Annotated in this window: 22 protein-coding genes; 13 read left to right on the top strand and 9 right to left on the bottom strand. The window is 45.0% G+C overall.

Translation table 11 applies throughout. The features are described from left to right. Window positions 1–3 precede the first annotated feature (3 nt). From AC3RV5_RS07270 to AC3RV5_RS07240, 7 genes are all read left to right on the top strand, one after another. A complete protein-coding gene (locus tag AC3RV5_RS07270) occupies window positions 4–585 on the top strand; it encodes a Fe-Mn family superoxide dismutase (RefSeq protein ID WP_489731281.1) in 582 nt (193 codons plus the stop codon). 388 nt (window positions 586–973) lie between these two features. Continuing rightward, window positions 974–2896, top strand: a complete 1923-nt coding sequence (locus AC3RV5_RS07265) for a PrkA family serine protein kinase (protein WP_489731280.1) — start codon at window positions 974–976, stop codon at window positions 2894–2896. A 49-nt stretch (window positions 2897–2945) separates the two neighbouring features. After that, window positions 2946–4232, top strand: a complete 1287-nt coding sequence (locus tag AC3RV5_RS07260) for a YeaH/YhbH family protein (RefSeq protein ID WP_489731279.1) — start codon at window positions 2946–2948, stop codon at window positions 4230–4232. A 25-nt stretch (window positions 4233–4257) separates the two neighbouring features. Continuing rightward, window positions 4258–5766 (top strand): SpoVR family protein, encoded by a 1509-nt coding sequence (locus tag AC3RV5_RS07255; RefSeq protein WP_489732114.1) that lies wholly within the window; start codon window positions 4258–4260, stop codon window positions 5764–5766. A 119-nt stretch (window positions 5767–5885) separates the two neighbouring features. Continuing rightward, the gene (locus AC3RV5_RS07250) at window positions 5886–6161 is read left to right on the top strand and encodes a VF530 family protein (RefSeq protein WP_489731278.1); all 276 of its coding nucleotides are present in this window, start codon (window positions 5886–5888) and stop codon (window positions 6159–6161) included. 107 nt (window positions 6162–6268) lie between these two features. Continuing rightward, window positions 6269–6712: a YgjP-like metallopeptidase domain-containing protein gene (locus tag AC3RV5_RS07245; RefSeq protein WP_489731277.1), complete on the top strand. Its 444-nt coding sequence runs from the start codon at window positions 6269–6271 to the stop codon at window positions 6710–6712. Window positions 6713–6789: 77 nt separating this feature from the next. Beyond that, window positions 6790–7155 (top strand): YacL family protein, encoded by a 366-nt coding sequence (locus tag AC3RV5_RS07240; protein WP_489731276.1) that lies wholly within the window; start codon window positions 6790–6792, stop codon window positions 7153–7155. Window positions 7156–7409: 254 nt separating this feature from the next. Here AC3RV5_RS07240 and AC3RV5_RS07235 read toward each other — a convergent pair whose 3' ends face one another. After that, window positions 7410–9524, bottom strand: a complete 2115-nt coding sequence (locus AC3RV5_RS07235; protein ID WP_489732113.1) for a hypothetical protein — start codon at window positions 9522–9524, stop codon at window positions 7410–7412. Window positions 9525–9965: 441 nt separating this feature from the next. Then, complete coding sequence (locus tag AC3RV5_RS07230; protein ID WP_489731275.1) at window positions 9966–10382, bottom strand: VOC family protein; 417 nt, start codon at window positions 10380–10382, stop codon at window positions 9966–9968. Between the two features lie 269 nt (window positions 10383–10651). Here AC3RV5_RS07230 and AC3RV5_RS07225 point away from each other — a divergent pair, with 269 nt between their 5' ends. Continuing rightward, the gene (locus AC3RV5_RS07225) at window positions 10652–11983 is read left to right on the top strand and encodes a Na+/H+ antiporter NhaC family protein (protein WP_489731274.1); all 1332 of its coding nucleotides are present in this window, start codon (window positions 10652–10654) and stop codon (window positions 11981–11983) included. 5 nt (window positions 11984–11988) lie between these two features. On the opposite strand, the gene AC3RV5_RS07220 is transcribed toward AC3RV5_RS07225, so the two are convergent. Together AC3RV5_RS07220 and AC3RV5_RS07215 are read right to left on the bottom strand one after the other, a co-directional pair. Then, on the bottom strand, window positions 11989–13755 hold the full coding sequence (locus tag AC3RV5_RS07220) for an alpha-amylase family glycosyl hydrolase (protein ID WP_489731273.1): 1767 nt from the start codon (window positions 13753–13755) through the stop codon (window positions 11989–11991). Between the two features lie 92 nt (window positions 13756–13847). Then, complete coding sequence (locus AC3RV5_RS07215) at window positions 13848–14819, bottom strand: aldo/keto reductase (protein ID WP_489731272.1); 972 nt, start codon at window positions 14817–14819, stop codon at window positions 13848–13850. Window positions 14820–14886: 67 nt separating this feature from the next. On the opposite strand from AC3RV5_RS07215, the gene AC3RV5_RS07210 reads away from it, so the two are divergent. The 3 genes from AC3RV5_RS07210 (at window position 14887) to AC3RV5_RS07200 (ending at window position 18143) form a co-directional block, all read left to right on the top strand. After that, window positions 14887–15186, top strand: a complete 300-nt coding sequence (locus tag AC3RV5_RS07210) for a helix-turn-helix domain-containing protein (protein ID WP_489731271.1) — start codon at window positions 14887–14889, stop codon at window positions 15184–15186. Window positions 15187–15430: 244 nt separating this feature from the next. Continuing rightward, window positions 15431–15682, top strand: a complete 252-nt coding sequence (locus tag AC3RV5_RS07205) for a LysR substrate-binding domain-containing protein (protein ID WP_489731270.1) — start codon at window positions 15431–15433, stop codon at window positions 15680–15682. Window positions 15683–16247: 565 nt separating this feature from the next. Further along, complete coding sequence (locus AC3RV5_RS07200; RefSeq protein ID WP_489731269.1) at window positions 16248–18143, top strand: methyl-accepting chemotaxis protein; 1896 nt, start codon at window positions 16248–16250, stop codon at window positions 18141–18143. A gap of 47 nt (window positions 18144–18190) precedes the next feature. Here the strand turns inward: AC3RV5_RS07200 and AC3RV5_RS07195 are convergent, their stop codons facing one another. Beyond that, window positions 18191–20251: an oxidoreductase gene (locus AC3RV5_RS07195; RefSeq protein ID WP_489731268.1), complete on the bottom strand. Its 2061-nt coding sequence runs from the start codon at window positions 20249–20251 to the stop codon at window positions 18191–18193. Window positions 20252–20296: 45 nt separating this feature from the next. After that, window positions 20297–21163 (bottom strand): crotonase/enoyl-CoA hydratase family protein, encoded by an 867-nt coding sequence (locus AC3RV5_RS07190; RefSeq protein WP_489731267.1) that lies wholly within the window; start codon window positions 21161–21163, stop codon window positions 20297–20299. 171 nt (window positions 21164–21334) lie between these two features. Here AC3RV5_RS07190 and AC3RV5_RS07185 point away from each other — a divergent pair, with 171 nt between their 5' ends. Together AC3RV5_RS07185 and AC3RV5_RS07180 are read left to right on the top strand one after the other, a co-directional pair. Next, a complete protein-coding gene (locus AC3RV5_RS07185; protein ID WP_489731266.1) occupies window positions 21335–21994 on the top strand; it encodes a TetR/AcrR family transcriptional regulator in 660 nt (219 codons plus the stop codon). Further along, window positions 21976–22824 (top strand): alpha/beta hydrolase family protein, encoded by an 849-nt coding sequence (locus AC3RV5_RS07180; RefSeq protein WP_489731265.1) that lies wholly within the window; start codon window positions 21976–21978, stop codon window positions 22822–22824. Before AC3RV5_RS07185 ends, AC3RV5_RS07180 begins: the two co-directional genes overlap by 19 nt. A gap of 322 nt (window positions 22825–23146) precedes the next feature. Here the strand turns inward: AC3RV5_RS07180 and AC3RV5_RS07175 are convergent, their stop codons facing one another. The 3 genes from AC3RV5_RS07175 to AC3RV5_RS07165 form a co-directional block, all read right to left on the bottom strand. Next, complete coding sequence (locus tag AC3RV5_RS07175; protein ID WP_489731264.1) at window positions 23147–23911, bottom strand: PepSY domain-containing protein; 765 nt, start codon at window positions 23909–23911, stop codon at window positions 23147–23149. A 59-nt stretch (window positions 23912–23970) separates the two neighbouring features. Next, window positions 23971–24486: an FMN-binding protein gene (locus AC3RV5_RS07170; RefSeq protein ID WP_489731263.1), complete on the bottom strand. Its 516-nt coding sequence runs from the start codon at window positions 24484–24486 to the stop codon at window positions 23971–23973. Window positions 24487–24683: 197 nt separating this feature from the next. Next, window positions 24684–25868, bottom strand: a complete 1185-nt coding sequence (locus AC3RV5_RS07165) for a porin (RefSeq protein ID WP_489732112.1) — start codon at window positions 25866–25868, stop codon at window positions 24684–24686. Between the last annotated feature and the right edge of the window lie 90 nt (window positions 25869–25958).

Raw genomic sequence — 25958 nt, 5'->3', positions numbered from 1 at the left:
ATCATGGCTTTCGAATTACCCGCACTTCCCTATGAAAAAAATGCCCTTGAACCACATATTTCGGCAGAAACGTTGGAATATCATTACGGCAAACATCACGCAACTTATGTAACTAAACTTAATGGTTTGGTCGAAGGAACGGAGATGGCCAATAAGGATCTGGAAGAAATCGTTAAATCGTCCGACGGTGGGGTGTTCAACAATGCCGCTCAGATCTGGAACCATACCTTTTATTGGAACAGCCTGAGCCCAAATGGCGGTGGCGAACCAAGCGGCGCACTTAGCGACGCCATTAATGCCAGATGGGGCTCATTCGCAGATTTCAAAGCGGCGCTAAATGATAAAGCCGTCAACAACTTTGGCTCAAGCTGGACCTGGTTAGTTAAAAAGGCTGATGGCAGCCTGGATATTGTTAATACCAGCAATGCCGCTACTCCTTTAACTGATGCCAGCCTTACGCCCTTGCTAACCGTAGATTTGTGGGAACATGCGTATTACATCGATTATCGTAATGCTCGTCCTAAATACCTGGAAGGTTTCTGGGCCCTGGTTAACTGGGATTTTGCTTCAGCGAACTTTGCTTAACCCGCAATCCGATAAATTAATTAAGCCCCGAATGGGGCTTTTTTTTGGTGTACTTCCCCTGAGCAATTACGCCGTTCCCGTTCTTTCCCATTTTACCCCCTCATGCATGTTGTTTCGGCTATGCTTTTTCTTGGGCAGTCGGATCAGGTAGTTCACCACCTGCCCCTATAAACAAAAGCTGTGATTTTGCGGGTCAGAACTTTTTTTAAGTAGATCCCCCACCCTATGGCGACAAAAAATCCACTACTGCTATAATTTTTATTAGTGCAGAATTTCGATCATTTATTATCGTCTAGTGAATTTTGATCTAAATCTGCAACATATAATTAGAAATATAGGTCTAATCTTAGAGTCACACGCCAGAAGTTTTCTCTATTAGAGGTTTGTTATGGGGATTTTAGAGCAATATCAATTAAGGTACGAAGCCCACAAAGAAGAAGAACTCAGCATAAATGAGTTTCTGGAGGTTTGTAAAAGTGACAGCTCAGCGTATGCCAACGCTGCAGAGCGATTATTGTTGGCCATAGGGCAGCCTGAAATGGTCGACACCGCTACTGACTCAGTACTGAGCCGCATTTTTTCCAACCGGGTTATCGCGCGTTACCCTGCATTTAACGGTTTTTATGGTATGGAGGAATCAATAGAACAAATTGTTTCCTATCTGCGCCATGCCGCTCAAGGCCTGGAAGAGAAAAAACAAATATTGTATCTGCTCGGCCCTGTCGGCGGAGGTAAATCCTCCTTAGCTGAAAAGCTTAAGGAGCTGATGCAGCAATTTCCCATCTATATACTCAAGGGTTCTCCGGTAAACGACCATCCCTTGTGCCTGTTTGATGCCAATGAAGATGGTGCGATTTTACGCAATGAATACGGCATACCACCGCGCTACCTTAAGGCAGTAATGTCCCCCTGGGCTCGTAAACGCCTGCATGAATATAACGGCGATATACGCCAGTTTAAGGTAATCAAGCTGCACCCTTCGATCTTGGATCAGATAGGTGTGGCTAAGACCGAACCTGGAGATGAGAACAACCAGGATATCTCAGCTCTAGTGGGTAAGGTCGATATTCGCCGATTGGAACATTACGCCCAAAACGATCCCGATGCTTACAGCTATTCCGGTGCCTTGTGCAGAGCCAATCAAGGGCTAATGGAATTTGTTGAGATGTTCAAGGCTCCCATTAAAGTATTGCATCCCCTGCTCACCGCCACCCAGGAGGGCAATTACAATTCCACTGAAGGTTTGTCAGCCCTACCTTTTGAGGGCGTAATTCTGGCCCATTCAAACGAATCCGAATGGCAAACGTTTCGCAATAATAAAAATAACGAAGCATTTTTGGACAGGGTCTATATCGTTAAGGTGCCCTATTGTCTGCGCATCTCTGAAGAGATGCAGATTTATCGCAAGTTAATCGATAGCAGTGAATTACTCGGCGCCCCCTGTGCACCAGACACCCTGGAGTCCCTGGCGCAGTTTTCGGTCCTGTCGCGCTTAAAAGAACCTGAAAATTCCAGTATCTACTCCAAGATGCGCGTTTATGACGGAGAGAGCCTTAAAGACACCGATCCCAAAGCCAAATCCTATCAAGAGTACCGGGATTACGCCGGTGTTGATGAGGGTATGCAAGGCTTGTCGACCCGTTTTGCCTTTAAGATTTTGTCCCGCGTCTTTAACTTCGATCCCCAAGAGCTGGCGGCCAATCCCGTGCACCTATTTTACGTATTGGAGCGGCAAATTGAGCGCGAGCAATTTCCTGCTGAGCTGGCGGAAAAATATAAAGAACATTTAAAAGGCTACCTGATCCCCAAATATGTCGAATTCATTGGTAAGGAAATCCAAACCGCTTATCTTGAGTCCTATTCAGAATATGGTCAGAACTTGTTTGACCGTTACGTGACTTATGCCGATTTTTGGATCCAAGATCAAGAATATCGAGATCCGGAAACCGGCCAGCTATTTGACCGGGGGGCCCTGAATACCGAACTTGAAAAAATCGAAAAAACGGCTGGAATTAGCAACCCAAAAGATTTTCGTAACGAAATTGTCAATTTTGTACTGCGAGCCAGAGCTAACCACAAAGGTAAAAACCCAAGCTGGACCAGTTACGAAAAATTACGCAGCGTAATCGAGAAAAAAATGTTCTCCAACACTGAGGACTTGTTGCCGGTGATTTCCTTTAATACTAAAGGTTCAGCGGATGACGAGAAGAAACACGACGATTTTGTGCAGCGAATGACGGAAAAAGGTTATACCCAAAAACAAGTACGGCTGCTGTGTGAATGGTATTTGCGGGTTAGGAAATCGTCGTAGTTATGATTGGTCTGAATAAGGTTAATGGAAACCATTGAGGTGAAGCAGTATGGCCCATTTTATTGATAGGCGGCTCAACAGTAAAGGTAAAAGCACAGTCAATCGGCAACGCTTTTTGCGCCGCTACAAGGAGCAAATAAAAAAAGCCGTGTCTAACTCAGTCAATAAACGCAGCGTGACAGATCTCGATAGCGGCGAACAGGTAGGCATTCCCAACCGAGATATTTCTGAGCCTATATTCCATACAGCCAAAGGCGGAACGCGCAACTTAGTCCACCCCGGGAATGATCAATTTAGTTCTGGTGACCGAATTAAACGTCCTCAAGAAGACCAGGGGCAAGGTTCTGGATCTGGCAGCGCCAGTGATTCTGGAGAAGGCCAAGATGAGTTTATTTTTCAAATATCCAAAGACGAATATCTGGATTTATTATTTGAAGATCTGGCACTGCCAAATTTGCAAAAGAATCAACTCGATAAATGTGTTCAATATCAAAGCTACCGGGCTGGGTTTGTCAACGATGGTGTACCCAGTAATCTGGATGTAGTGCGCTCCCTAAAGGGCTCGTTGGCCAGGCGTATAGCCATGTCCGCCAGTAAAAAAGCCAGACTCAAAGAACTGGAGGCACTGTTGGCAGAACTCAAAGCCGACAATATGGAGCATCATTGGCGCATCATTCAACTGGAAAATGAAATCGAAGAGCTAAAAAATGCTATCGCTAAAATCCCTTTTATCGATACCTTCGATTTACGTTTTCGCAACTACCAAAAACGCCCTGTGCCCACCAGCAAGGCTGTGATGTTTTGTTTGATGGATGTATCCGGTTCGATGGATCAAGCGACCAAAGATGTAGCCAAACGTTTTTACATATTGCTGTATCTGTTTTTAACCCGAACCTATAAAAACGTGGAAGTCGTTTACATCCATCATCACACCCAAGCAAAAGAAGTTGATGAACAGGAATTTTTTTACTCCCGGGAAAGCGGCGGCACTATCGTTTCCAGCGCGCTAAAATTGATGCTGGAGATTGTCACCGAACGTTTCCCTAGCAACGAATGGAATATCTATGCAGCCCAGGCTTCGGATGGCGACAACTGGGTGGACGACTGCAGTCAGTGTACCCAACTTTTACACCAGAATTTACTGCCAATAGTTCGTTATTTTGCCTACATAGAAATAACCGATCGTCAGCACCAGAGTCTGTGGCATGAATATCATAAACTGACCAAAATCCATTCCAATTTTGCGATTAAACATATTCGCGAGATAGCAGACATTTATCCTGTATTTAGAGAATTATTCGATAAAAGTGTCGAAAAACAAAAAGGAGTGGCGTGAGGTGTCAAACCCAAATAACACCGCCATGCTTAATGACGGACCTGACTGGACCTTCGAGCTGTTGGCTGAATATGAAACCGAAATAGACAGGGTCGCCAAGCATTATGGTCTGGATACTTACCCTAACCAAATTGAAGTGATCACCGCGGAACAGATGATGGATGCCTATGCCAGTATAGGTATGCCTATTAATTATGCTCACTGGTCCTATGGCAAAAAATTTATTCAGGCAGAGCAAAATTATCGACGAGGACAAATGGGCCTAGCCTATGAAATTGTGATTAACTCGGATCCCTGTATCGCCTATCTGATGGAAGAAAACACTATTACCATGCAAGCCCTGGTGATGGCTCATGCCTGTTATGGGCATAATTCCTTTTTTAAAAACAATTATTTATTTAAAACTTGGACAGACGCCGGCTCTATCGTCAACTATCTGCTATTTGCCAAGAACTACCTGCTCGAATGCGAACAAAAATATGGCGTATCGGAAGTAGAAAACGTCATGGATTCATGTCATGCACTAATGAACTTTGGCGTGGATCGCTACAAACGCCCACAGAAAATTTCCATGCAGGTTGAACGGGAAAGACAGCAGAAACGAGAACTAAATATTCAGTCCCAAATTAACGAACTGTGGCGCACCCTGCCCAAAACCAAAACGCAAAACGTGCCCGACGATAGGCGTTTCCCCAAAGAGCCCCAGGAAAACCTGCTGTATTTTATCGAAAAAAATGCCCCTTTGCTGGAACCCTGGCAACGGGAGCTGGTGCGCATAGTGCGTAAAATTTCCCAATATTTTTACCCTCAAAAACAAACTCAGGTGATGAATGAGGGATGGGCCTGTTTTTGGCATTACCATATCCTCAACCACCTGTATGACGAGGGTAAGCTTTCGGATCGTTTTATGCTGGAGTTTTTACATAGCCACACCAACGTAGTGGCGCAACCGGCATACAATACCCCCCATTACAGCGGAATTAATCCCTATGCACTGGGCTTTAATATGTTTATGGATATCAAGCGGGTTTGTCAGCACCCTACCGAGGAAGACCGTTACTGGTTACCTGAGATTGCAGGAAAGGACTGGCTGGAGACGGTGCATTTTGCCATGCAAAATTTTAAAGACGAAAGTTTTATCAGCCAGTTTTTGTCACCTAAGCTCATTCGTGACTTCAAATTTTTTGCCGTCGAAGACAACGAAGACAAACCTTACCTCAAGGTATCGGCCATCCACGACGAGGCTGGCTATCAGTCAGTCAGAGAAAAACTGTCCGCACAATATAATCTGAGTAACATCGAGCCGAATATTCAGGTATACGAAGTCAACACCAGAGGAGACCGTTCCTTAACCCTGTGTTATTTAGCGCAAGACGGAATACCTTTGGCCAAAAGTCATGACGAAGTCCTTAAGCACTTACATCATTTATGGGGTTTTTCTGTTAAATTAGAAGAAGTAGATGAAAAAGGTGCGCGATACCTGTTAGCAAGTTACCCCGCACAAGACAAACACCTGCCGGAGATTACCGTATAAATTTTACGATCCCAACGGGCCTCTGATTGCGCTGTAGTGCTATCAAGTCAAATGGGTCCGGAGTTGATTAATCCAAAATTGGCCCAATACAGGCAATAAATTATCCTTAGATGACAAAGATGACAACTCAAAGAAACAACCCTTTGCATGGTATTACCTTGCAACAAATTTTGGAAGTCCTGGTAGCTGATTTAGGTTGGCAGCAAATGGCTCAGCAAATAAAAATTAATTGTTTTACCAGCGACCCCAGCATTAAATCCAGCTTAACGTTTTTACGCAAAACATCTTGGGCGCGACTAAAAGTCGAACAACTCTATCTAGCAACTCAACAAGCTAAGCCAGAAGCGAGCTTTGTATGGCCAGAACAAAAAAAGCCTACAGATCAAAAAACCTAAGTAATAGTCAATCTCTTCAAGCAATATATTAATAAGAAACTATGCCTTCCTGGTCACTAAAATATTTGTCAACTTACGCACCACACCTGCAGCAACAGGTGGTTGATATGCTCGAGCAAGACACCTTAAAAAATATGCTGTTAAACAAATACCCCCTTCCCCACCAGGTGGCCAAGGATAGCGATTTACGCGAGTATGTTATGGCGCTCAAAAATCGCTTTTTACGCAAGTCTGCGCCACTGAGTAAAATAATCTTCGATCCGAAAATTCATGTGGTAGACCATGCTTTAGGGTTACACAGCTATGTGTCGCGAATTCAGGGAGGCAAGCTAAAAAGTAAAAATGAACTACGTATTAGCACGTTATTTAAAAATACCCCTGAACCTTTTTTAAATATGATAGTAGTGCACGAATTAGCCCACCTCAAAGAAAAGACCCATAACAAAGCTTTCTATCAGCTCTGTTTACATATGTTGCCCACGTATCACCAAATTGAATTTGAGCTGCGGGTCTACCTTACTCAGCTCGAAGAAAAAGGCGAGATATACTAGGGTCTGTGTAACTTTCATATACGCAACCTAATGTCACCTTGTCAGTAAGCCCTATTAATTCAAACAAAGAGATCGCTATGGATTACCAATTTACCCGCAATGACAGAGCAGAGCCGGTTGCCAATTTCGAAATGGGTGCGGAGTCACTCGGTCACTGGTTCACTGAAGAGCTGGGCGCAGACCAACAAAAAATCATAGGTCTGCTACATATTATTGAACAGTTGGAGCATCGGCAAATAACCGAATATCAAATGCAAGGTAAAGAATTCAACCTCGAGCTGACTGTTGAGGAGGTTGAAGTTTATGCAAGCATAATGCGTAACCAAATGGACGAAGAGCTCCCTGAGGACACTAATCTTTATGATCAGGAATCAATCACTGGTTGCGGCCTGGAAGACTTCAAAACCGTATTACTGTCCTGGGTTAAATTTGTCGGCGGATAAACGCCCTTTCAAAGCCATTGGCACTACATTAATATACTAACGCCTGAATGCAGTCATGGCACAGGCGGGGCAGCGGCAACGCTCTGCTGATTGTGGGTAACGAAGTCAGTGGTACAGTCACTATTTACCAAGTGACTGTAAAATAGCAGCATGACCCCGTTTTCATCACCTGAGTCACGAAAACGGGGCAATCCTTTTGAATCAAACCTCAGCGGTTTATTTAAAATCCTCCCTGGAGGGCCTAGCCATCAGCCTCAGGAATTAGGCTTAACCGAATCACTATTTAGCGAAATCACCTTGGTTTTGCTAATTTTATGGCGGTAAATTTCACGCAGATATTTAATCGCTTTTTTGACACTGTCCCGACTCAGGCGAATATCATTTATCGAAACAAATTTATCTTTATCATGGATAAGCTCGCGATACTTTTTCTCGTACATGGGTTTAATCGCATACCAGTTGGTGTCTAATATTTTGGCCGGATTTTCATGTTCTTCTAACATACTGTCCAGAGCCGCTTCATCAAAAACATCCGAGCGAATAAATTCCAGCATGGCCTGATCGAGTTGTTCATCAAATCGGTAGTTGTCTTTAGCAAAACAACGTTTGATATAAGCCACAATCAAGGTCAAAAAATCATCGCTTAAACAGGGACTTTTTACGATCAAGGTCGTCAGCGAGATATTCGCCGAGGCACCAATCACCAAGGCATAACGTTTCAACGTGGTGTTGGGGAATAGTGCATTGAGGTGAGATTTAAGCCGGTTAAGATCCATGTAAGATAACTTGTAATCCTTGGGCAAGGATACAATGGAAACCACTGACGAACAGTTTTTGAAAAAGTGCAGATCTTTCAGACTCTCGGCGTTATAGCCATTTTGTTTATATTCGGCCAGTCTTTCCCGATACTTCGTCGACTCAATGGGTAACAGACTGATTCCTTCAATGGCTTGAGTGACCTTATTGAAATGCGGCAAATCGATTGAACGGAAAAACAGATCATCGATATCCAGATTACTAGCAGGTCGGTCAAATAACTTAATTTTGTCTGTAGCTGAACTATTTTCTATTGGTACAACAGATTCGGCATAGGCCAGGGCAACCGGTCCCGCCAGGCTCATAAATAAATCATTGGCATCCAGACGGATAGTCTCACCAATGTCTATACCCGCCCTGCGAAAGTAATTTTCATCGTAATCGGTGGTTACCGCCTGGGCGGTGAGAATATTAAAAATTTGCTGGGAAATGTATTGGTTGGCGTACTTTTCCATGGCATTGACATCAATGTGTTGAATACCGCCGTCGTCTGTTTCCTCGGCATAACGCATAATATCATTAGAGATCAACATCATGGCGTTCCAAGGTCGGATGCGGTGCATCACACTTGACTCGCTGCTGTCTTCCTTGTCGAAGTTATAAGAAAAATCCCATTCTTCGGCCAAATATTTGCACAACAACCGTCCGGCATTGATATGCAGGGCTTCAGACATTTCCACACCATGATCCGAAATATTGGGCAAGATACAGATACCGCTGGTAAAGATCGGCTCAAACACAAACGAATGGCCACGATTTTCTTCATTCTCCGCCAGAGTTCGAGTCTCGAAGGTTTTACTCATGTAAGCATATTGTTGGGCTAAGCCAAACTCTGACGCCATACCCGAACCTGTACCACCACCGGCGCTAAAAATATAAAAATATAATCTGGATTGATTGGCTTTGATGCCACAGGAATCTATCAGATAGGAATGAATATATTTCCAGTCAGGATTGGCAAAACGCTGAGTATCCTTATTAAGAATGATTTTGGCGAGATACTGGCCAAGAATGGGCGCATTGCCCGCCCCACCCGCATGGACTTCGGACAAATCCATAATTTTCATCTTGGTATAGTCGTGCAAAAACCCGCTTTTTTCCCCCTTATTTGAAAAACGCACTCGTCCTTCGATGTCTTTATCCAAGTCTCCTAACATGACCAAAGGTTCGATTAGAAAAACCGGTTTAACACCTTGAGAACCGGATAAATTCAAACCGCGCTTTATCCAGCGCATTGGTCGGTATTCCTGCTCCCGGGTTTGACGCTCATCGTTTTTAAACTCATCAAGATAGAAGTTGCGGGCGTTGTATACCAAAGAGGCTACATCCAAAGCGATATTGGAGCCACAGCGCCCCAATCCTATTAAACAAACAGAAGGAAAGTTTTGCTGTTTACGGGCTTCAAATTCATTGTCGGGGTTGGTAACGGGAAATACGCTGCTGCGCAGAGCGTCAAGATTGGTTAATATTTTATCTAGATCCCGCTCGGTAAAATACATATAACGATCGCTGGCAAAAGAATGGTCCGACTGGGGTTTAGGCGCTTTTACCATTTGCGTGTCGGTTACAGAGATATCTTCATCGACGGTTGTGACGGTATCGATCTTGGCGGTCATAACGCTCTTTCCTTTCTTGGGCGAGACTAGTCAGCATCTGATTTATAAGTTGTCTGCTTTAAGATACTAGTTGTAGTTGTAGTTGTATAGGGTTAGTACAATCTAATAAAACAAAATGCAAGCTGCACAAACCCCTGGCAAGAATAATATTAATGAGTTGAAACAATACTTTATTCACATACCTAGGCTAGATAATGGGCTTAGCCCAGGGAATGACCTGCCTCCACCAGAGTTATCTGCAACTATACGTAGGTATAGATACTGGGTGATTTTTTGTATAATTCCGTGACTCACTCTCTGTATAAAAAGCTAGTTGGGTCATCCCCTGACATGTCACGGATTGCAAATTCCTGGCTGACGATAAACAGTGTGTTACGTTTACCCTTCATTTATCATCAGCCAGGGATTGTATGAGCCAAAATTCCATAGGTGCCCTTCAAGATCCCGACAGGCATACATACATCCTCCCTGGGCCTGTTCTTCAGGCTGCATCACAATCTCAGCATTGGCTTTGAGGGCCTGGCGATAATGATCATCGACATCATCGACTATAATATAGGCGCTTTGTGTGCCTACCCCACCCACGGCTTTTGGAGTTTTCTGCCACTGATCAAAGGCAGAATCTCTGACCGAGCCAAGCATGATCATACCGCTACCAAACGTAAGTTGGGCATGTAGAATCACGCCGGAATCTCCAGGTACAACTAAATGTTTTTGAAAACCAAACGCCGCACATAACCATTCAATGGCGGCTTGGGCATCTTCATATTTTAAAGTCGGAATAATAGTCGTCATCTTAAATGTCCCTTGTTGTAAGTTTTGCCATATATCAAGAAAGTGCCACTTGCCCATTAAATTTAGCATGACTGTCTGAAGGACGAGAAATTAACTGCTCTATTGATAAACATAAAGATGTATGGGGTAAGCGCAGGTATTTACGCTGCTACTCATCAGCTCAAACAAGAGCCAATCCGCTGCAATACGTGATAACTGTACTGAATGATATTTGCTATTTAATGGAATTCATATAGAATTCCAGACGTCTAAACGTCCGTGGTAAATTCATGCAATCTTCATTATCTGGCAAACTAGCTTTGTTGCCACTTGTTACCTTTCTTCTGCTGTTTCTAGGAGTGGGATTTTATTTTCAGTCGCTGGGGGTGGACTATGCTTTTTATCAGTTACCTGCACCTTCAGCCTTGTTACCCGCCATAATACTGGCCATATTTCTGTCTAAAGAACAACTTAATAAGAGCATCGCCCGTTTTATCGAAGGTGCTGGGCATAACAATATCATCACCATGTGTTTTATTTATTTGTTGGCGGGGGCATTTTCGGCTGTCGCCACCGCGACAGGTGCCGTGCACGCTACTGTTAATCTTGGTTTAAGTGTGATCCCCCCGCAATTAGTTTTGCCTGGGCTGTTTATCATGTCGGGATTTATCGCCACGGCCATGGGCACCTCTATGGGCACACTAGCCGCCTTGGCGCCCGTAGGGCTAGGTGTGAGCCATCTCGCTGACATTGAACCCGCATTAGTGGCCGGAGTGTTAGTGAGCGGGGCGATGTTTGGCGATAACCTGTCGATTATTTCTGACACCACTATCGCCACAACCCGCACCCAAGGCTGTGACATGCGAGACAAGTTTAAGGCCAACTTGCATCTGGCGTTACCTGCGGCTTTGCTCGTGTTTTTGCTATTAGTGGCCCTTGGCCAATCTGCGGAATTACCCCCTTCCCCACCAGGTAATGCTCTGCTTGTTTTGCCTTATCTGCTTATTTTGCTATTGGCGGTAGCGGGTCTCAATGTGTTTGCCGTATTGATGATTGGCATAATAAGCAGTGCAGTTATTGGTATCATAATAGGCGATTATCAATTGATTGCTGTGGGGCAAGACATATATTCAGGATTTGCCCAGATGCAAGAGATCATGATTTTGTCATTAATGCTCGGGGGATTAACTGAACTGATGCGCCAACAAGGCGGCATTGATTTTTTGGTAAACACTAGCACCGCCCTGGTGCGTAAACTTGCTCTGCCGTTAAAAATCGGCAATTCTCTGGCTATTGCCCTGCTGATAAGCGCACTAAATGCCTGTGTGGCCAACAATACCGTGGCCATAATAGTCGCCGGCAGCACCGCTAAAGCACTGGCAATACAAGGGGGGATTTCTCCCAGACGCAGTGCCAGCCTGTTAGATATATTTGCCTGTGTGGTACAGGGATTGCTGCCCTATGGCGGGCAACTATTGTTGTTGGGAGCGGCCTTTTCCATCTCGCCCGTAGAGATCGTACCTTATTCTTTTTACTGTATGGTTTTGGCCCTGATCACCCTGTTAAGTTTGGGCTGGCAAGTCAAACGTCAGACTAGCCAAATAGTCACTCAAATTCCTTAGGCCAATTATTGCCCTTGATATACAGCGTAACTTAATGCCGGTAACGTAATATTTAAAACGTCTCCAGATTTTACAAACCCTTTCGCTGGTACCAGAGGCTGGTAGGTGATTGCCTTAGCTTGCACACTGATAGTCTGTTCATTGGTGCCCGCATTAAATACCATCAAATATTCGGGCTCTAAACTGGCACCAGTACGGGCAAAGGCAAAAACCTGACTGCCATCTTTAAAATACCGGTCCTGGTAACTACCCCGGCGCAAGGTGTGATGCTCCCGACGTAATTTAGCTAATTTGGCAAGGGCCTGGTAAATAGGATGGGAAGGATTAAAGTTATCGTCGGCCGTCGTTTGGCTGGAACCCAATAATACATTGTCGTTATAGCTGGCCACTTTTGACGGAAACATGTCTTCCCGGGCATGCACATCATTACCATCGCCGGTAAAACCTTGTTCGTCACCGTAATACACCACGGGGATGCCACGGGACAAATACATAAAGGCGTGAGACAAAATACTGCGCTGCAATTTTTCTTGCGGATCTGCCGCTGGCAAAGCCTGATTTATAAAATAGCCACTGCGGCCCATGTCGTGATTACCTAAAAACGTCATAAGTAAGTCGGCCTGGCTATCGTCATCACTGTATAAATGATCCTGGGCAAACAAGGATTGAATGCTTACAGGGCTTTGCCCACGGTAAAATACATCAGCGGCAGCTTGCTGAAAGCCAAAATCCAACACAGAGGGCAACTTGCCTTGGGTGGTGAAACGGCTGAGTTCCTTTGGGTTGGGATCGTAGACTTCACCGAAAATATGAAAATTCGGGATCCCTTGGGCCTTGGCATACTGAACAATTGCCGGGCTAAAAGTCTGCCAAAATGGCAGGCGTACATGACGTACGGTATCGATGCGGAACCCGTCGGGTTTGAACTCTTTGACCAAATTTTTATAAATTTCCGTCATACCGGCCAATACTTTAGGATGTTCGGTATTTAAGTCATCCAGACCACTGAAATCACCATTTAATGAACTCTCACCCGCAAAGGTGCTGTCTCCCTGATTGTGGTAGTACTGGGGATCATTTAACCAGACTGGAAATTTGACCTCTTTTTCCGCATCAGGTACAAAAGGTGTATAGCTGTCGCCGTTGGCCAGTTGCCCCAGACTTTTATAAACACAGTGATCTAACTCAGGTTTAAATTCACCACTGGCTTGATGGCATTGCTGGTACTTGATCACATCAGCGGTGTGGTTGGTAATAATATCAAAGAAGACCTTGACCCCTTTGTTATGAGCAAGTTCGATCAGATGTTTAAGTTCATCATTGCTGCCAAAGTGAGGATCGATTTGACTAAAATCGACTATCCAATAGCCATGGTGGGCAATACCATCTTTTTGAACGGCTTTATTACGTAAAATCGGGGTCATCCAGATGGCACTAATACCCATATCGATCAGGTAGTCGAGCTTCTCTTCTACACCTTTGATATCCCCGCCATGGAAACCACGTTTTGATGTCAGATTGAAGCCACCGGTCGAAATAGGTAAGCTCAGTGAACCATTATCATTTTGTGGATCGCCGTTGTTAAAACGATCTGGCATAACAAAATAAAAGATGTCATCCCGCACATCCCGGTGTAAATAATCCTGATAAATATCAAGTGTCGGTTGCGCTGAGGTGACACCACTGTCGTGTGTAGTCTGTTGGGTTTGATGCATACACGAACTGATTAATAAAGATGTGCCTACCAGCCATCCCAGTTGAATTTTTTGCATAATTATTCCTGTTATCTTACTAACACCAGTTTAGGACAAGTGCCTCTAATTATCTTTTTGCTATCTGTTAAATCATTCATTCCAGTCACAGGCTAAGGTAACGTCTGTCCTTTGGCGCAGACATACAAGGCGTACCAGTGCTCACGGCTAAGGTTCAGTCCAACAGCTTGCTGACACGCTTTTATACGTTTGGGGTTGGTACTGCCGATGACAGGTTGAATGCCCGCGGGGTGTCGCATCAACCAGCCCAACACTATGGCCTCTGGGCTGACGTTATATTCAATCGCCAGTTTGGCGACCAGCGCGCTGGTCTGTTGTATGGATAAAATCTGAGTACTCACATCACGACCCGAAAACAAACCTTGGTAAAGGCTGCCCCAGGCCTGAATTTGCATCTTATTTTGCCGACAATACTCGATTGTACCTGGGGTGAAATTCACCTCACCTCCGGCGCGGTTACCCGCATAAATCCCTTCATCTAACCAGTCTAATTGTCCCAGACTAATTTCAATTTGATTCAGCACCAAAGGTCGATCTATGGCTTGTTGTAACAAGGCGATCTGGTGTTGTTGCATGTTTGACACCCCAAAATAATGCACCTTGCCCGCGTTTCTAAGGGCCTGAAAAGCTTCGGCAATTTCATCTGGATCCATCAGGGGGTCAGGCCGATGCAGTACTAACACGTCCAAATAGTCACAATTGAGGCGAGATAGACTCTCCTCTACAGACTGAATTATCCACTTGGCGGACAAGTCATAACGTGTAGGCCCCATTTCATCTTCGAAACGGATCCCGCATTTTGACTGGATATACATCTGTTCCCGCAGTGTCGGGCGCTCCCTAAGCACTTGGCCAAAGACATTTTCTGCTTTGCCCAGAGTATAAATATCGGCATGATCAAAACAATTGATACCGACTTCGAAAGCCGCGTCAATACAGTCCTGGGCCTGCTTAATCTGGGCTTGGGTAATAGCCAGCTTATCCCAGCCGCCCCCCAGCCCCATACACCCATAAACTACGGGACTGATATTAGGTAAATATTGATTTAACGGTTGTGTTGGCATAATCGCTCGCGCTTTATAGGACAATAATTGCCCCAGTGTAGTGACTTAAATGTAATTGGAAAGAGCGTTGAGCAAATTCATTATTTGTTATAACAAACAATCTACAGATAAAATGCTCGGCCAAGACGACCAGGCAATAATTATGGAACGTGAACATAAAAAATTTGAGCGTTTGATCTTGTTTAGCGAAGTCGCCAAACACTTGAGTTTCACCGTGGCGGCGGAACAACTAGGCATTTCTCGGGGTTATGTGTCCGCGCAATTCCGCACATTAGAACGCGACCTAGGCCGCCCCTTACTCCTTCGCACCACCCGTAGTGTTAAATTGACCGAGCAGAGAAAACAAGTGCTAAAAGGAATGCAGTAGATAAAAGGCTCTCAGCTTGATTTGGAAAGAGAAATCCGCCACGACAGCAGTATGCTCGTCGGTCGGCTGCGGATCACGGCGCCAAGTCAGCTCACCCAACGTTTGTTACTCGACCTAAGTACTGAATTTCAACACTTATACCCTGCTGTGCAACTAAGTTATAAATTGCAGTTATACCCCCTTTGATCTGACCCAGAATGATTTTGATATAGCATTTGGAGCCACTCTAAACCCGCCACAAAATATGATCTCCAAACAACTATTCACATACCAGCACATCTGCTGTGCCGCACCCGGTTACTTTTCTCGTCATGGCTACCCCACATCTACTGAACAACTTGTTGAACATCAGTGTTTAACAAGTACTGAACAATCCCGTCGGGCATTTATGCGCAAAGACATAAGAGTGGACGGTGAGTGTTGTATTAATGACAATCAAATGCTCAAAAACCAAGGGTTACTTGGGCGAGGAATTATTTTAGTACCTAAGACTTAGTTGACCGAGAAATCGCCACGGGCCAATTACAAGCTGTATTAGAAGATGAGTCGAGCCTGCACTATCCATCTTTCTAGTGTGGCCTCAGTTGATCCAGCAATCCCAAAAGTTGAGCACTTTTATTCAATTTTGCATCGACTGGTTTGCCCGGCCCAAAAGAGGTCGTTGAAGTAATATCAAACACGCGCCGTTATTGGATAATGCCAGTCCAGGAGCATTGCTGACTTTAATCAACACTAAAACAACCTAAAGTTAAAGAATTATTTGGCCAGGCAACTGGAAATGTTAATCCTATGCAAATAAATGCCGATAAACTATTACTTGACCTACTTTGAAGCCCACCTTTGGACCAAATGGCAGATTAGTTTTAGTGGCACATACTGCTCAGAATGGAGCCAAACACAGGCAGAAATGCGACTTAAGTTCAATTGTTTCCCATGCTTATTGCTATATATTGCTTGCTTGAAAGGCAGACCGAGCTGTTAATTATGCAGGCCCAACACGATTTTCGGCAAAACAAAAACAACACTTGATTAATTCCGCACAATGGCTCCAGGAGAAGAATTTGTTCAACTTTAATTCAATAAAAAGCAAACTGGGCATCATAGCGACATTGGTTATCTTGGGCATGGGTTCGATGATTTTTTTGCAGCAAAATATGGCCGAAACTATCTTTCAGTTTAGTAAAACTGAACTGCATGTCGCACAAGTTAAAAGTAATATGCTGTCTTTACGCCGATATGAAAAAGATTTTTTAATGCGTTTGGATATTAAATACTCTGACGAATTTAATAGCCAATTCGATGATTTTATTAAAAACGTTGATGCGCTGGCGTCTGAGTTATCCTCACATGACATAGAAACAGACAATGTGCATCAATTAAAACAGATCATACTTAGCTATCAACAAAAATTTGTTGCGTTGGTTAAACAACAACAGGCATTGGGTTTGGATCCCGACAGCGGGTTGTATGGTGCATTACGCACTGCGGTAAATCAGATTGAATCCCGGATTATCGAGCTCAATGATGATCAATTAATGGCTAATTTATTGATGTTGCGGCGCCATGAAAAAGATTTTTTACTGCACCATGATCTCATTTACCTTGAAAATTTTGAACAAGATTTTGCGATTTTTAGTGCTAATGTACAAAATAACAATGGCATTCCTGGCCCTATAAGAAAGGCGATAAATACTGCTGCTAAAAATTACCAACAGGATTTTAAAGCCATTGTCACCAGCCACGAAATACTGGGGTTAAACAGTTTACAGGGCGCCCAGGGCGATTTAACAAATACGGTACGGGAAAGTGAAACGCTTTTAACTTTACTGGACAAAGAAACTGATGCAGCCATTGTCGAGCGGCGCAAATCGAGCCAACTTACATCAGTGATCAGTGCGGTACTCATTGCCTTTGTTATACTTACCATCATCATATTTTTGGCCCTGAGTATTTCTCGTCCGGTTAAATACCTTGCGGATTTGATGGAAAGGATCAGCCAAAATAAAGATTTAACTCAGCGTTATAATTACAAAGGCGCGGAGGAAATCAACAATGTTGGGGCTTCGCTCAACAGTATGCTGGCAAGTTTTGAAATATCTATGCATGAAGTTTACCAGTCAACCTTGTTACTCACCGGGTCATCTGAAGAGCTCAACGCTATCACTAAAAGCACCAGTGATGGCGTACATCGACAACAACTTGAGACCGACTCTGTAGCCACCGCCATGCATGAAATGACCAGTACAGTACAAGAAATTGCCCGTTCAGCCAGCGAAGCGGCCATGTCATCCAATATTGCCAACGACGAGTCAATCAAAGGCCAAGAGTTAGTCAACAGTACCTCCGCGTTAATTCAGGTGTTGGCTAATCAGGTCATTGCCACTGCGGTAGAAATGGAGCAATTGCAGGCGGAAACAGAAAATATCAACACAGTGTTACAAGTCATTGGCAGCATCGCCGAACAGACAAACCTGCTCGCTTTAAATGCGGCCATTGAAGCGGCTAGAGCTGGGGAGCAAGGTCGGGGATTTGCCGTGGTCGCCGATGAGGTAAGAACCTTAGCGTCCAGAAGCCATAAATCCACCCAGGAAATTCGCCAGATCATTGAGCGATTACAAGACAAAACTCAATCTGCAGTCAATGTGATGAAAAGCGGAGACGGACAAGCCCAAAGTTGTGCCAAACAAGCCGAGATAGCCGGCGAGGCGATTGAAAAAATCACCCGTGCGGTGTCATCCATTACTGAGCAGAACTTCCAGATCGCCAGTGCCGCAGAAGAGCAAAATTCAGTGGCTGAAGAAATTAATCGTAACGTAGTCAACATCAGTAATATCGCCCGGGAATCCACAGATTCTGCAGTGCAAACTTTAAAAACCAGTGAAGCACTGGCCAAACTTGCGTCTGAATTACAAGCTGTGATCGGTCAGTTTAAGTTAACTAAAACTCATCAGGCCTAATACGCAAAAACGCCTCTGGTATGAGGCGTTTTTGCTTGGCTCAAGCGCTACATTTGAGCTGCCAAGCGAGTCCCCTGATCTATGGCTCTTTTAGCATCCAGCTCCACCGCCACATCTGCCCCACCTAGCAGATGGTAGGGTTTGGTTAGCCCCTCAACCAGTTCCTGCAAAGGATCTTGTCCGGCGCAAACAATGATATTGTCAACGTCCAAAACCTGTATTTGTTCATCCACCTTGATATGCAAACCCTGATCGTCAATCTTCAGATATTCACAGCCCGCGATCATTTGCACACCTTTGTTAATTAACCCGACCCTATGCGCCCAGCCGGTAGTTTTTCCCAAACCCGCCCCTACTTTAGTGGTTTTGCGTTGCAACAGATAAATCTCCCGGGGAGAGGGAGTCGGTTGGGCTTGCATGCCTTCGATGCCGCCCCTTGACGAAAAGGTCATATCGATACCCCACTCCTGCATAAAAGCCGGAATATTCAAACTGGTGGATTGACCGGTATGGGACAAATATTCAGATACATCAAAGCCAATGCCACCAGCGCCAATAATGGCGACTTTTTTGCCCACAGTTTTTTTATGTTTGATGACATCCACATAACTCATTACCTTGGCATGCCCTATACCTTCGATAGGTGGCGTACGCGGTGTTATGCCGGTGGCTAACATTACTTCATCATAATCACCGCTATTTAGCATAGCAGCAGTGACACGGGTATTGAGTCTAACCTCAACGTTTTTAAGCTCCAGTTGGCGCTCAAAATAACGAATGGTTTCGTAAAACTCTTCTTTACCCGGTATCTGTTTGGCAATATTAAATTGCCCGCCTAGCTCGGTAGATGATTCAAACAAGGTGACTTTGTGGCCGCGATGGGCAGCTGTCGTTGCCGCAGCCAAACCAGCTGGGCCTGCCCCGACAACGGCGATGTGTTTCACCTTGGCAGTTGGCTGGATATTGAATTCAGTCTCATGACAGGCTCTGGGATTAACCAGACAGCTGGTCATCTTGCCGGCAAATACATGATCCAGACAGGCCTGGTTACAACCGATACAGGTATTAATTTCGTCGCTGCGATCTTCCATGCTTTTGAGTACAAAATCAGGGTCGGCTAAAAATGGCCTGGCCATAGAGACCATATCGGCATCCCCCCTGGCCAGCACCTGTTCAGCGACTTGTGGGGTATTAATGCGGTTGGAGGTAATAACCGGGATTGACAAAGCCTCGCGGAATTTGGCGGTGACCCAGGTAAACGCCGCTCTTGGCACTTTGGTGGCGATAGTCGGGATCCGCGCTTCATGCCAGCCTATGCCGGTATTGATAATAGTCGCTCCGGCCTTTTCAATGGCTTTACCCAGCTCGACGACTTCGTCATAAGTGGATCCACCTTCGACCAAGTCCAGCATGGACAAGCGGTAAATAATAATAAATTGTTCACCCACGGCTTCTCGTACCCGGCGCACAATCTCGATAGGCAAGCGGATCCGATTGCCATATTCGCCTCCCCATTGGTCATCCCGATGGTTAGTGCGAGCCGCGATAAACTGATTGAGAAAATAGCCTTCAGAGCCCATTATTTCCACACCGTCATAACCGGCCTTTTGAGCTTGTTTGGCGGTAAAAATAAAATCCTCTATTTGCTTTTCGATACCTGCCTCGTTCAAGGCTTTAGGTTTGAACGGGTTAATGGGTGCCTGGATTGCCGAAGGCGCCACCAGTGCGGGGTTGTACGCATAACGGCCGGTATGCAATATCTGCATGCAAATTTTGCTACCCTCAGTATGAACCGCATCGGTGATCACTTTGTGCTCAGCGATTTGTGTCTCGCTATCTAAACGTTTGGTATCTTTATGGGTCGCACCTTCATCATTGGGGCCAATGCCACCTGTGACGATAAGACCTACACCGCCACGCGCGCGCTCTGCAAAAAATGCCGCCATACGCAGATGACCGTTTGGCGCTTCTTCCAACCCCGTGTGCATTGAGCCCATCAACACCCGATTTTTTAAGGTCGTAAAACCCAAATCTAATGGGCTAAGCAAATGGGGGTATTTAGCGCTACCTTTGGCTAACTGGGCTGTATGTATGCTGCTAGATATCATATTTTGGTCCTGATAATTATTTTCTGCAATCCGCTTTTTAGCGATTTATTTACGTTGCATGCCACTGATATTTTTATGCAAACCTGGAAATTCGGGTAGCCGTCTTTCTTTTTGAGCCGCCATGGCCTCCTGGATATCCGGCATTTGAAACATACCGCTTTGCCAAGTGGCCATATAAGTTAAGGCATCTGCTACGCTGTGATCCCGGGTATAGTTAATCATTTCTTTGCACCCCGCCACGGCCATAGGTGAATGGCTGGCGATCTTGGCCGCAATTTTCATGACGCCAGCTAGCATGGCAGCGTGATCACTAAATACCTGATTAACTAAACCGCAGGATTTGGCTTCGTCACTTGGCATATTACGCCCGGTATAGGCCAGTTCACGCACCAAGCCTTGGGGGATCAAATGGGGTAAACGCTGCAGAGTACCCACATCGGCGGTCATGCCTATTTCAGTTTCTTTGATGGTAAAATAAGCATCTTCAGTACAGTAACGGCTGTCACAGGCGCAGATCATATCCACCGCCCCGCCGATTACGCCACCTTGCATGGCAACCAATATCGGCATGCGAACGCTTTCCAGGGCGTTAAAACTGTCTTGAAGTTCCAACACCATACGCCTCAATCGTTCAGCCCTTCTGGCTGGCTCGCCGCTGAAATCTTGGCTCATCTGGGCAAACACCGATAAATCCATGCCCGCACTAAAATGTTTTCCCTGAGATGAAATCACTATGACCCGGGCGGCAGATTGCTCGTCAATTTTGCGCACGGTTTGTGGCAGCTCCAGCCAGAAACGCGGGATCATGCTGTTTAAGGCATCAGGCCGCGACAATTGAATATGGGCGATATGTTGCTCAATACTGACACTGAGGGTTTCGAGTTTTGAAAAATCTAAATCAGACACGTGCATACTCCACTTTTATCCCGCGACATCGCCCAATGGCGTCACCCGGTGGCGTCACCCGGTGGCACCATATTTATCACCGACGCATCGTGACAAACAAAGGGCATAATTAAACTAGACAACGTCAAGATAGAGTCTTATTTTGACGTTGTCAAGATATGTGCTAAATTCAAATTTATGCAAGAGATCACACCCCCTCCCAAACGGGCAAAAACCGAAACGGTTAAAGCCCGATATCATCATGGCGATCTACGCAGCAGCCTGTTAGACGCTGCTAAAGCCATGCTTAAAGAGCACGGCATTGAAGGTTTGTCCTTGCGCAAGTTGGCAGATCGGGTCGGCGTATCACGCACCGCGCCTTATCATCATTTTAAAGATAAAAATGAGTTGCTGTGCGCCATCGCCGAAGAAGGATTTAAACATTGGCAAACCGATGCCCAGCAAATATTCGCCCAAACGGATCTGTCGACTCGGGATAAATACCGCCTGTTTTTCCAAGGCTACATTGGCTATGCTGCCGACAATCCGGAGATGTATGACCTGATGTTCGGCCGTACTATTTGGAAACAAAATAGCGCTACCCAAGGCTTGCGGGATGCCGCCTATCCAAGCTTTCAACACCAGGTCGAGATGACTAAAAAATGGCAAGAGCAAGGCCTGATGCCCAAATCAGAAGATACGTTACGTTTGGCACAGGTCACCTGGGGCACCATGCATGGTATCGCACGTCTGCTAATTGACGGTATTTATGCAGATCGCGGCCATATAGATGAAATGTGTGAATGTGCAGTTAATTTGTTCACCGAGGAGGAACCAGCATGCAACACCTGTCGATAACCACCCAAGACCAGCAGGTTTTGCAAGGTTACAGCTTTGAGCCGGCAACCCCAATTAAAGGCAGTATTGTCATTGCCCCCGCCATGGGCATTACCCAAGCATTTTACCGGCCGCTAGCCAACTGGCTGGCCGAACAAGGCTACAACGTTATCACCTTTGATTATCGGGGAGTGGGTGAGTCCGCCACCCAGGCCCTGCGTTTTCAGCAACATAACATTCTGGATTGGGCACAATACGATTGTTCGGCGGCCCTGGCGGAGGTATTACACACTAACGCGGCCGAGCCAATATACTGGTTAGGCCATAGTCTGGGCGGGCAAATATTTCCGTTGGTGGAACAAATAGATAGAGTCAGCAAAGTGATCACCGTATCCTCCGGTACTGGCTATTGGCGACATAATGCCCCGTCCCTTAAAAATAAAGCGTTGTTGTTCTGGTATCTGATCATGCCACTTGCAACGGCGTTATACGGCTACTTTCCCGGTAAAAAACTTGGCATGGTTGGAGATCTGCCTAAAAACGTGATCCATCAATGGCGCCGCTGGTGCCTGGATCCCCAGTACTGTGTCGGGGTAGAGGCGGCAGATGTACGTGACAAATTCACCCGTGTGCAGGTGACGATTGATTCCTTAGCCTTTAGCGATGACGAAATGCTTTCCCTACGTAACATGCAAGACCTACAGGCGCTGTTTGGCTGCTCGACTAAACAGCTTACAACGATTGAACCGACTAGCTTGGGTGTCCCTCGGATAGGGCATTTAGGCTTTTTCCGCTACGAATTTGCTAAGAACTTATGGCCGCAAATTTTACTACCACGCCTGACTCAATAACACCGCTCGCGCCAATGAGTTTGACCTGTGGCGTAAACACCTGGCAATAACTCAAAAGTAGTTATGCCTGCTCCTTTAAAGAAATTATCAATTCAGTGAGGGTGATCTCTGAGCTAACAACTAACAAGTGGAACCACCGCTTTAGCATCTTTTGCTATGCGCTAAAAATCCAGCCTGCGCTTATCGCAAAATCGATCTGGAATTTATTGGATTATAGCTCAATTGGTGCTCGTCAACTGAGGTGCTAAGTGAAAACAACAGACCAGGTTAATACTGTTTAACCCGCCTTAGTACCTGGTTATTCGAGGAAATAGCAATCAAATTAACGTTTAGCGCGTGAATATCTGATCCAGATATAAATGCCGCTCAATGACAGTAAAATGAGGGCCAGCGCCACCAGATCCATAAAATAGACGCCTAAATCACCGAAGATACGCCCTGAGTGGGCATCTAAAACGATCTGCTCCAGGTTCAAAAATTGTGATTTATAACGCAATTGTGCGTCAACAATATCTTGCTGCGAGACTTTTTCTGCCAACAACCACTGGGGTTCGGCTATGGCAGTAACCTGCTGCCAACCCAACAAATTTTCATCGGTTTGGTAGTAACCAGAATCGGTATTGACAATCAGGCTAGTAGCCGAGATTGCCATCGCGCTTATATCTTCAGGTAAACCTGTGGTGCTATTAAGCCGGTCGACTAATTCGCCCGTAAAATTATAAACCGACAATTGTGATGCGCTAAGCACGAGCCAGTACTGTTGAAACTTGCCCATGCTCAACACTGATTCCGGGCTTTCTAGCAGCAATTTGTTACCTAACCAAGCATATTGGTCTGTTACTACTAGTTGTTTTTGCTGATAAAAACGAATATCACCTGGGTTTTTAACACCGTAGTGGTCGAGTAACCATGGGCTGGTGATCGGCTGATGAGAGAGTTTCAGTATTTCTGTATGATTTAATCCTATACCAGTAACCGAGAGAAAAATAAGGAAAAACGCCGCCAAAATACCTAGCTTTCTATGCCATTTACGTAGATGACGAATAATACTTGCGCGAATGGACTTCACTGATTTGCTCGATGGCATGCTTTTGCTCACGTTTATTATTCTTATTCGATCTTTATACCCAGCTAACGGATGCTACATTATTGGGCCAGAGCTTTGTTATTTAACCACAGAGCCAGCCGCGCAACTTTAGTCAACGCCCTTACCGACATAGTGGCACCGGTTATACCATCAATAGATTGCGTTAGATGGTTTTCCTGGTCTAATTGCGCCGCCGCAAATTGAGCAGTAAAAAACTCGTGCCTAACTTCATCTCCTCGACTTTCGCGAAAGGCGAGTACTTTTAATTCAACTATGTATTTTTGTTTGATATGCACACCTATGGTGATCGGTTTTTCTTTGCCTATCTCATCAATGATCCACACCGTTTCTTCACCGTGCTGCCAATAATGAACACGCAATAGATTAAATTGATGACTCATAATTTCTGCAATAGTCTTTTTGTCTTGCGCTGATAACCATATTGCCTGCGCTTGTGGCACTTTGCCGTTAAAAGCATGGTCAATAAATTGCTCAGAGCTTAGGTAAGTGCCCTTGGCGACTAGCGAAAAATGTGCACTACAGAGTAATAAAAATGTAAAAATTATTTTGCCCATTACTCACTCATTATATGGATTAGGTATGCCCCTGGCGAAAAGTAAACCCTAAGCAGTTACCATGGAACAGCGCGTATATACAATAAACAAAAAAGTGAATGAGCGTAAACGCCCATTCACCTATTAACTAATAGCCGATGGCTGGACCTGCCAAATCCAATTATGTTTTGCCATGCCCAGCTAAATTAACTGGCTAACTAAAACTGGTAGCCAACACCCAGGTTGAAACCGGTCTTATCTGAATTACCGCTGTAGTCTTCTATATCAGCTTTAAGAACCACATTTTCGTGTAAATAATAGTTGATACCTAGAGTGGTTAGCTTCTCTTTTGAGTCACCATCTATACCGGCATTATTGTCATATTCTGCGTAACGTGCAAACGCGCCTAGCTTTTCGCTAAACTTGTACGATGGCTCTACGTACCAGCCCGTTTGTTCATCACGACCAAGCAATTTAGCATCGGCACCGTTAATGTCCCATGTTGCATACAATGCACGCACCCCAAAATCGTTGATATTATACACTGCATGCGCTTCAATTAAGGTGGCATCTGCAGTATCAACACCCACCGCGCCTTGGGTTAAATCTTGCTGATATTGAATACTTGCCGCAAGCTCCAAACCAGGAATAGCCGTGTATTTAACGCGACCAGTAAATGCTAAATCATCAGCATTTGCTTCACTCACTTTTTGACGGCCCTTACGAATTAGGTAAGCGTTGTCACCCGTGGTAGGAGTATTCAATCCACTTGTTAATGCAGCATCAAAACTTAAACCGCCAACTGGGATAAAGGTAATCGCCGCACCCGCTTCCCACCAAGTGGCCGGAATAATATTCTTCTCTACTGGGTTACGTTCAACACCATAAAATGTAGGCGGCTCATGTGTTTCATTAAGAATGCCCACAGGTACCAAAAACAAACCCGCTTTTGTGGTTATTTGCTCACTGTAATCGTATTCGATATAGGCCTGTTCAAGTTCAACTTCACCTTTTTGCCCATCAGCAGCAATGGAATGCTCTAATTCAAGCTCTGAGAAAAAACGCAACTTGTTGCTAAACTCATGTCCGAAAAATAACACAAAGCGATGGAAATCAATTTCCTTTTTGTCCGAGCCGTTTTTGTTATCAATGTTATTGTAATGGAGTTCACCGTAGCCGCCTACTGATGTATTGGCAAAAGCGCTTGCGCGTGGTGTAGACTCAATATGGCCTGCTGTTGCCTCAATTCGCACATCGGTTTCATCTAAACGCTTTTCCAACGCTTTAAGCGTATCTTGTTGCTCAGCAATAATTTTGCGCAGTGCTTGCGTTTCTTCATTTGCTGTAACCGCACCAGTGGCAAACAAAGTAGAAAGTGCAGATGCAATAACCATTTTTTTCATCATTTTTCGTGTTTCCGTGAAAGTTTAAAGTAAGTCAGTCATTCAGTAATTGCGGTGGATATTACACATTCAATAATGCAAATGCAAATA

The organism is Paraglaciecola sp. IT1134 (assembly GCF_058068185.1).
Note: the sequence above shows the minus strand (reverse complement) of the source record. Positions and strands in the feature narration are given on the sequence as shown.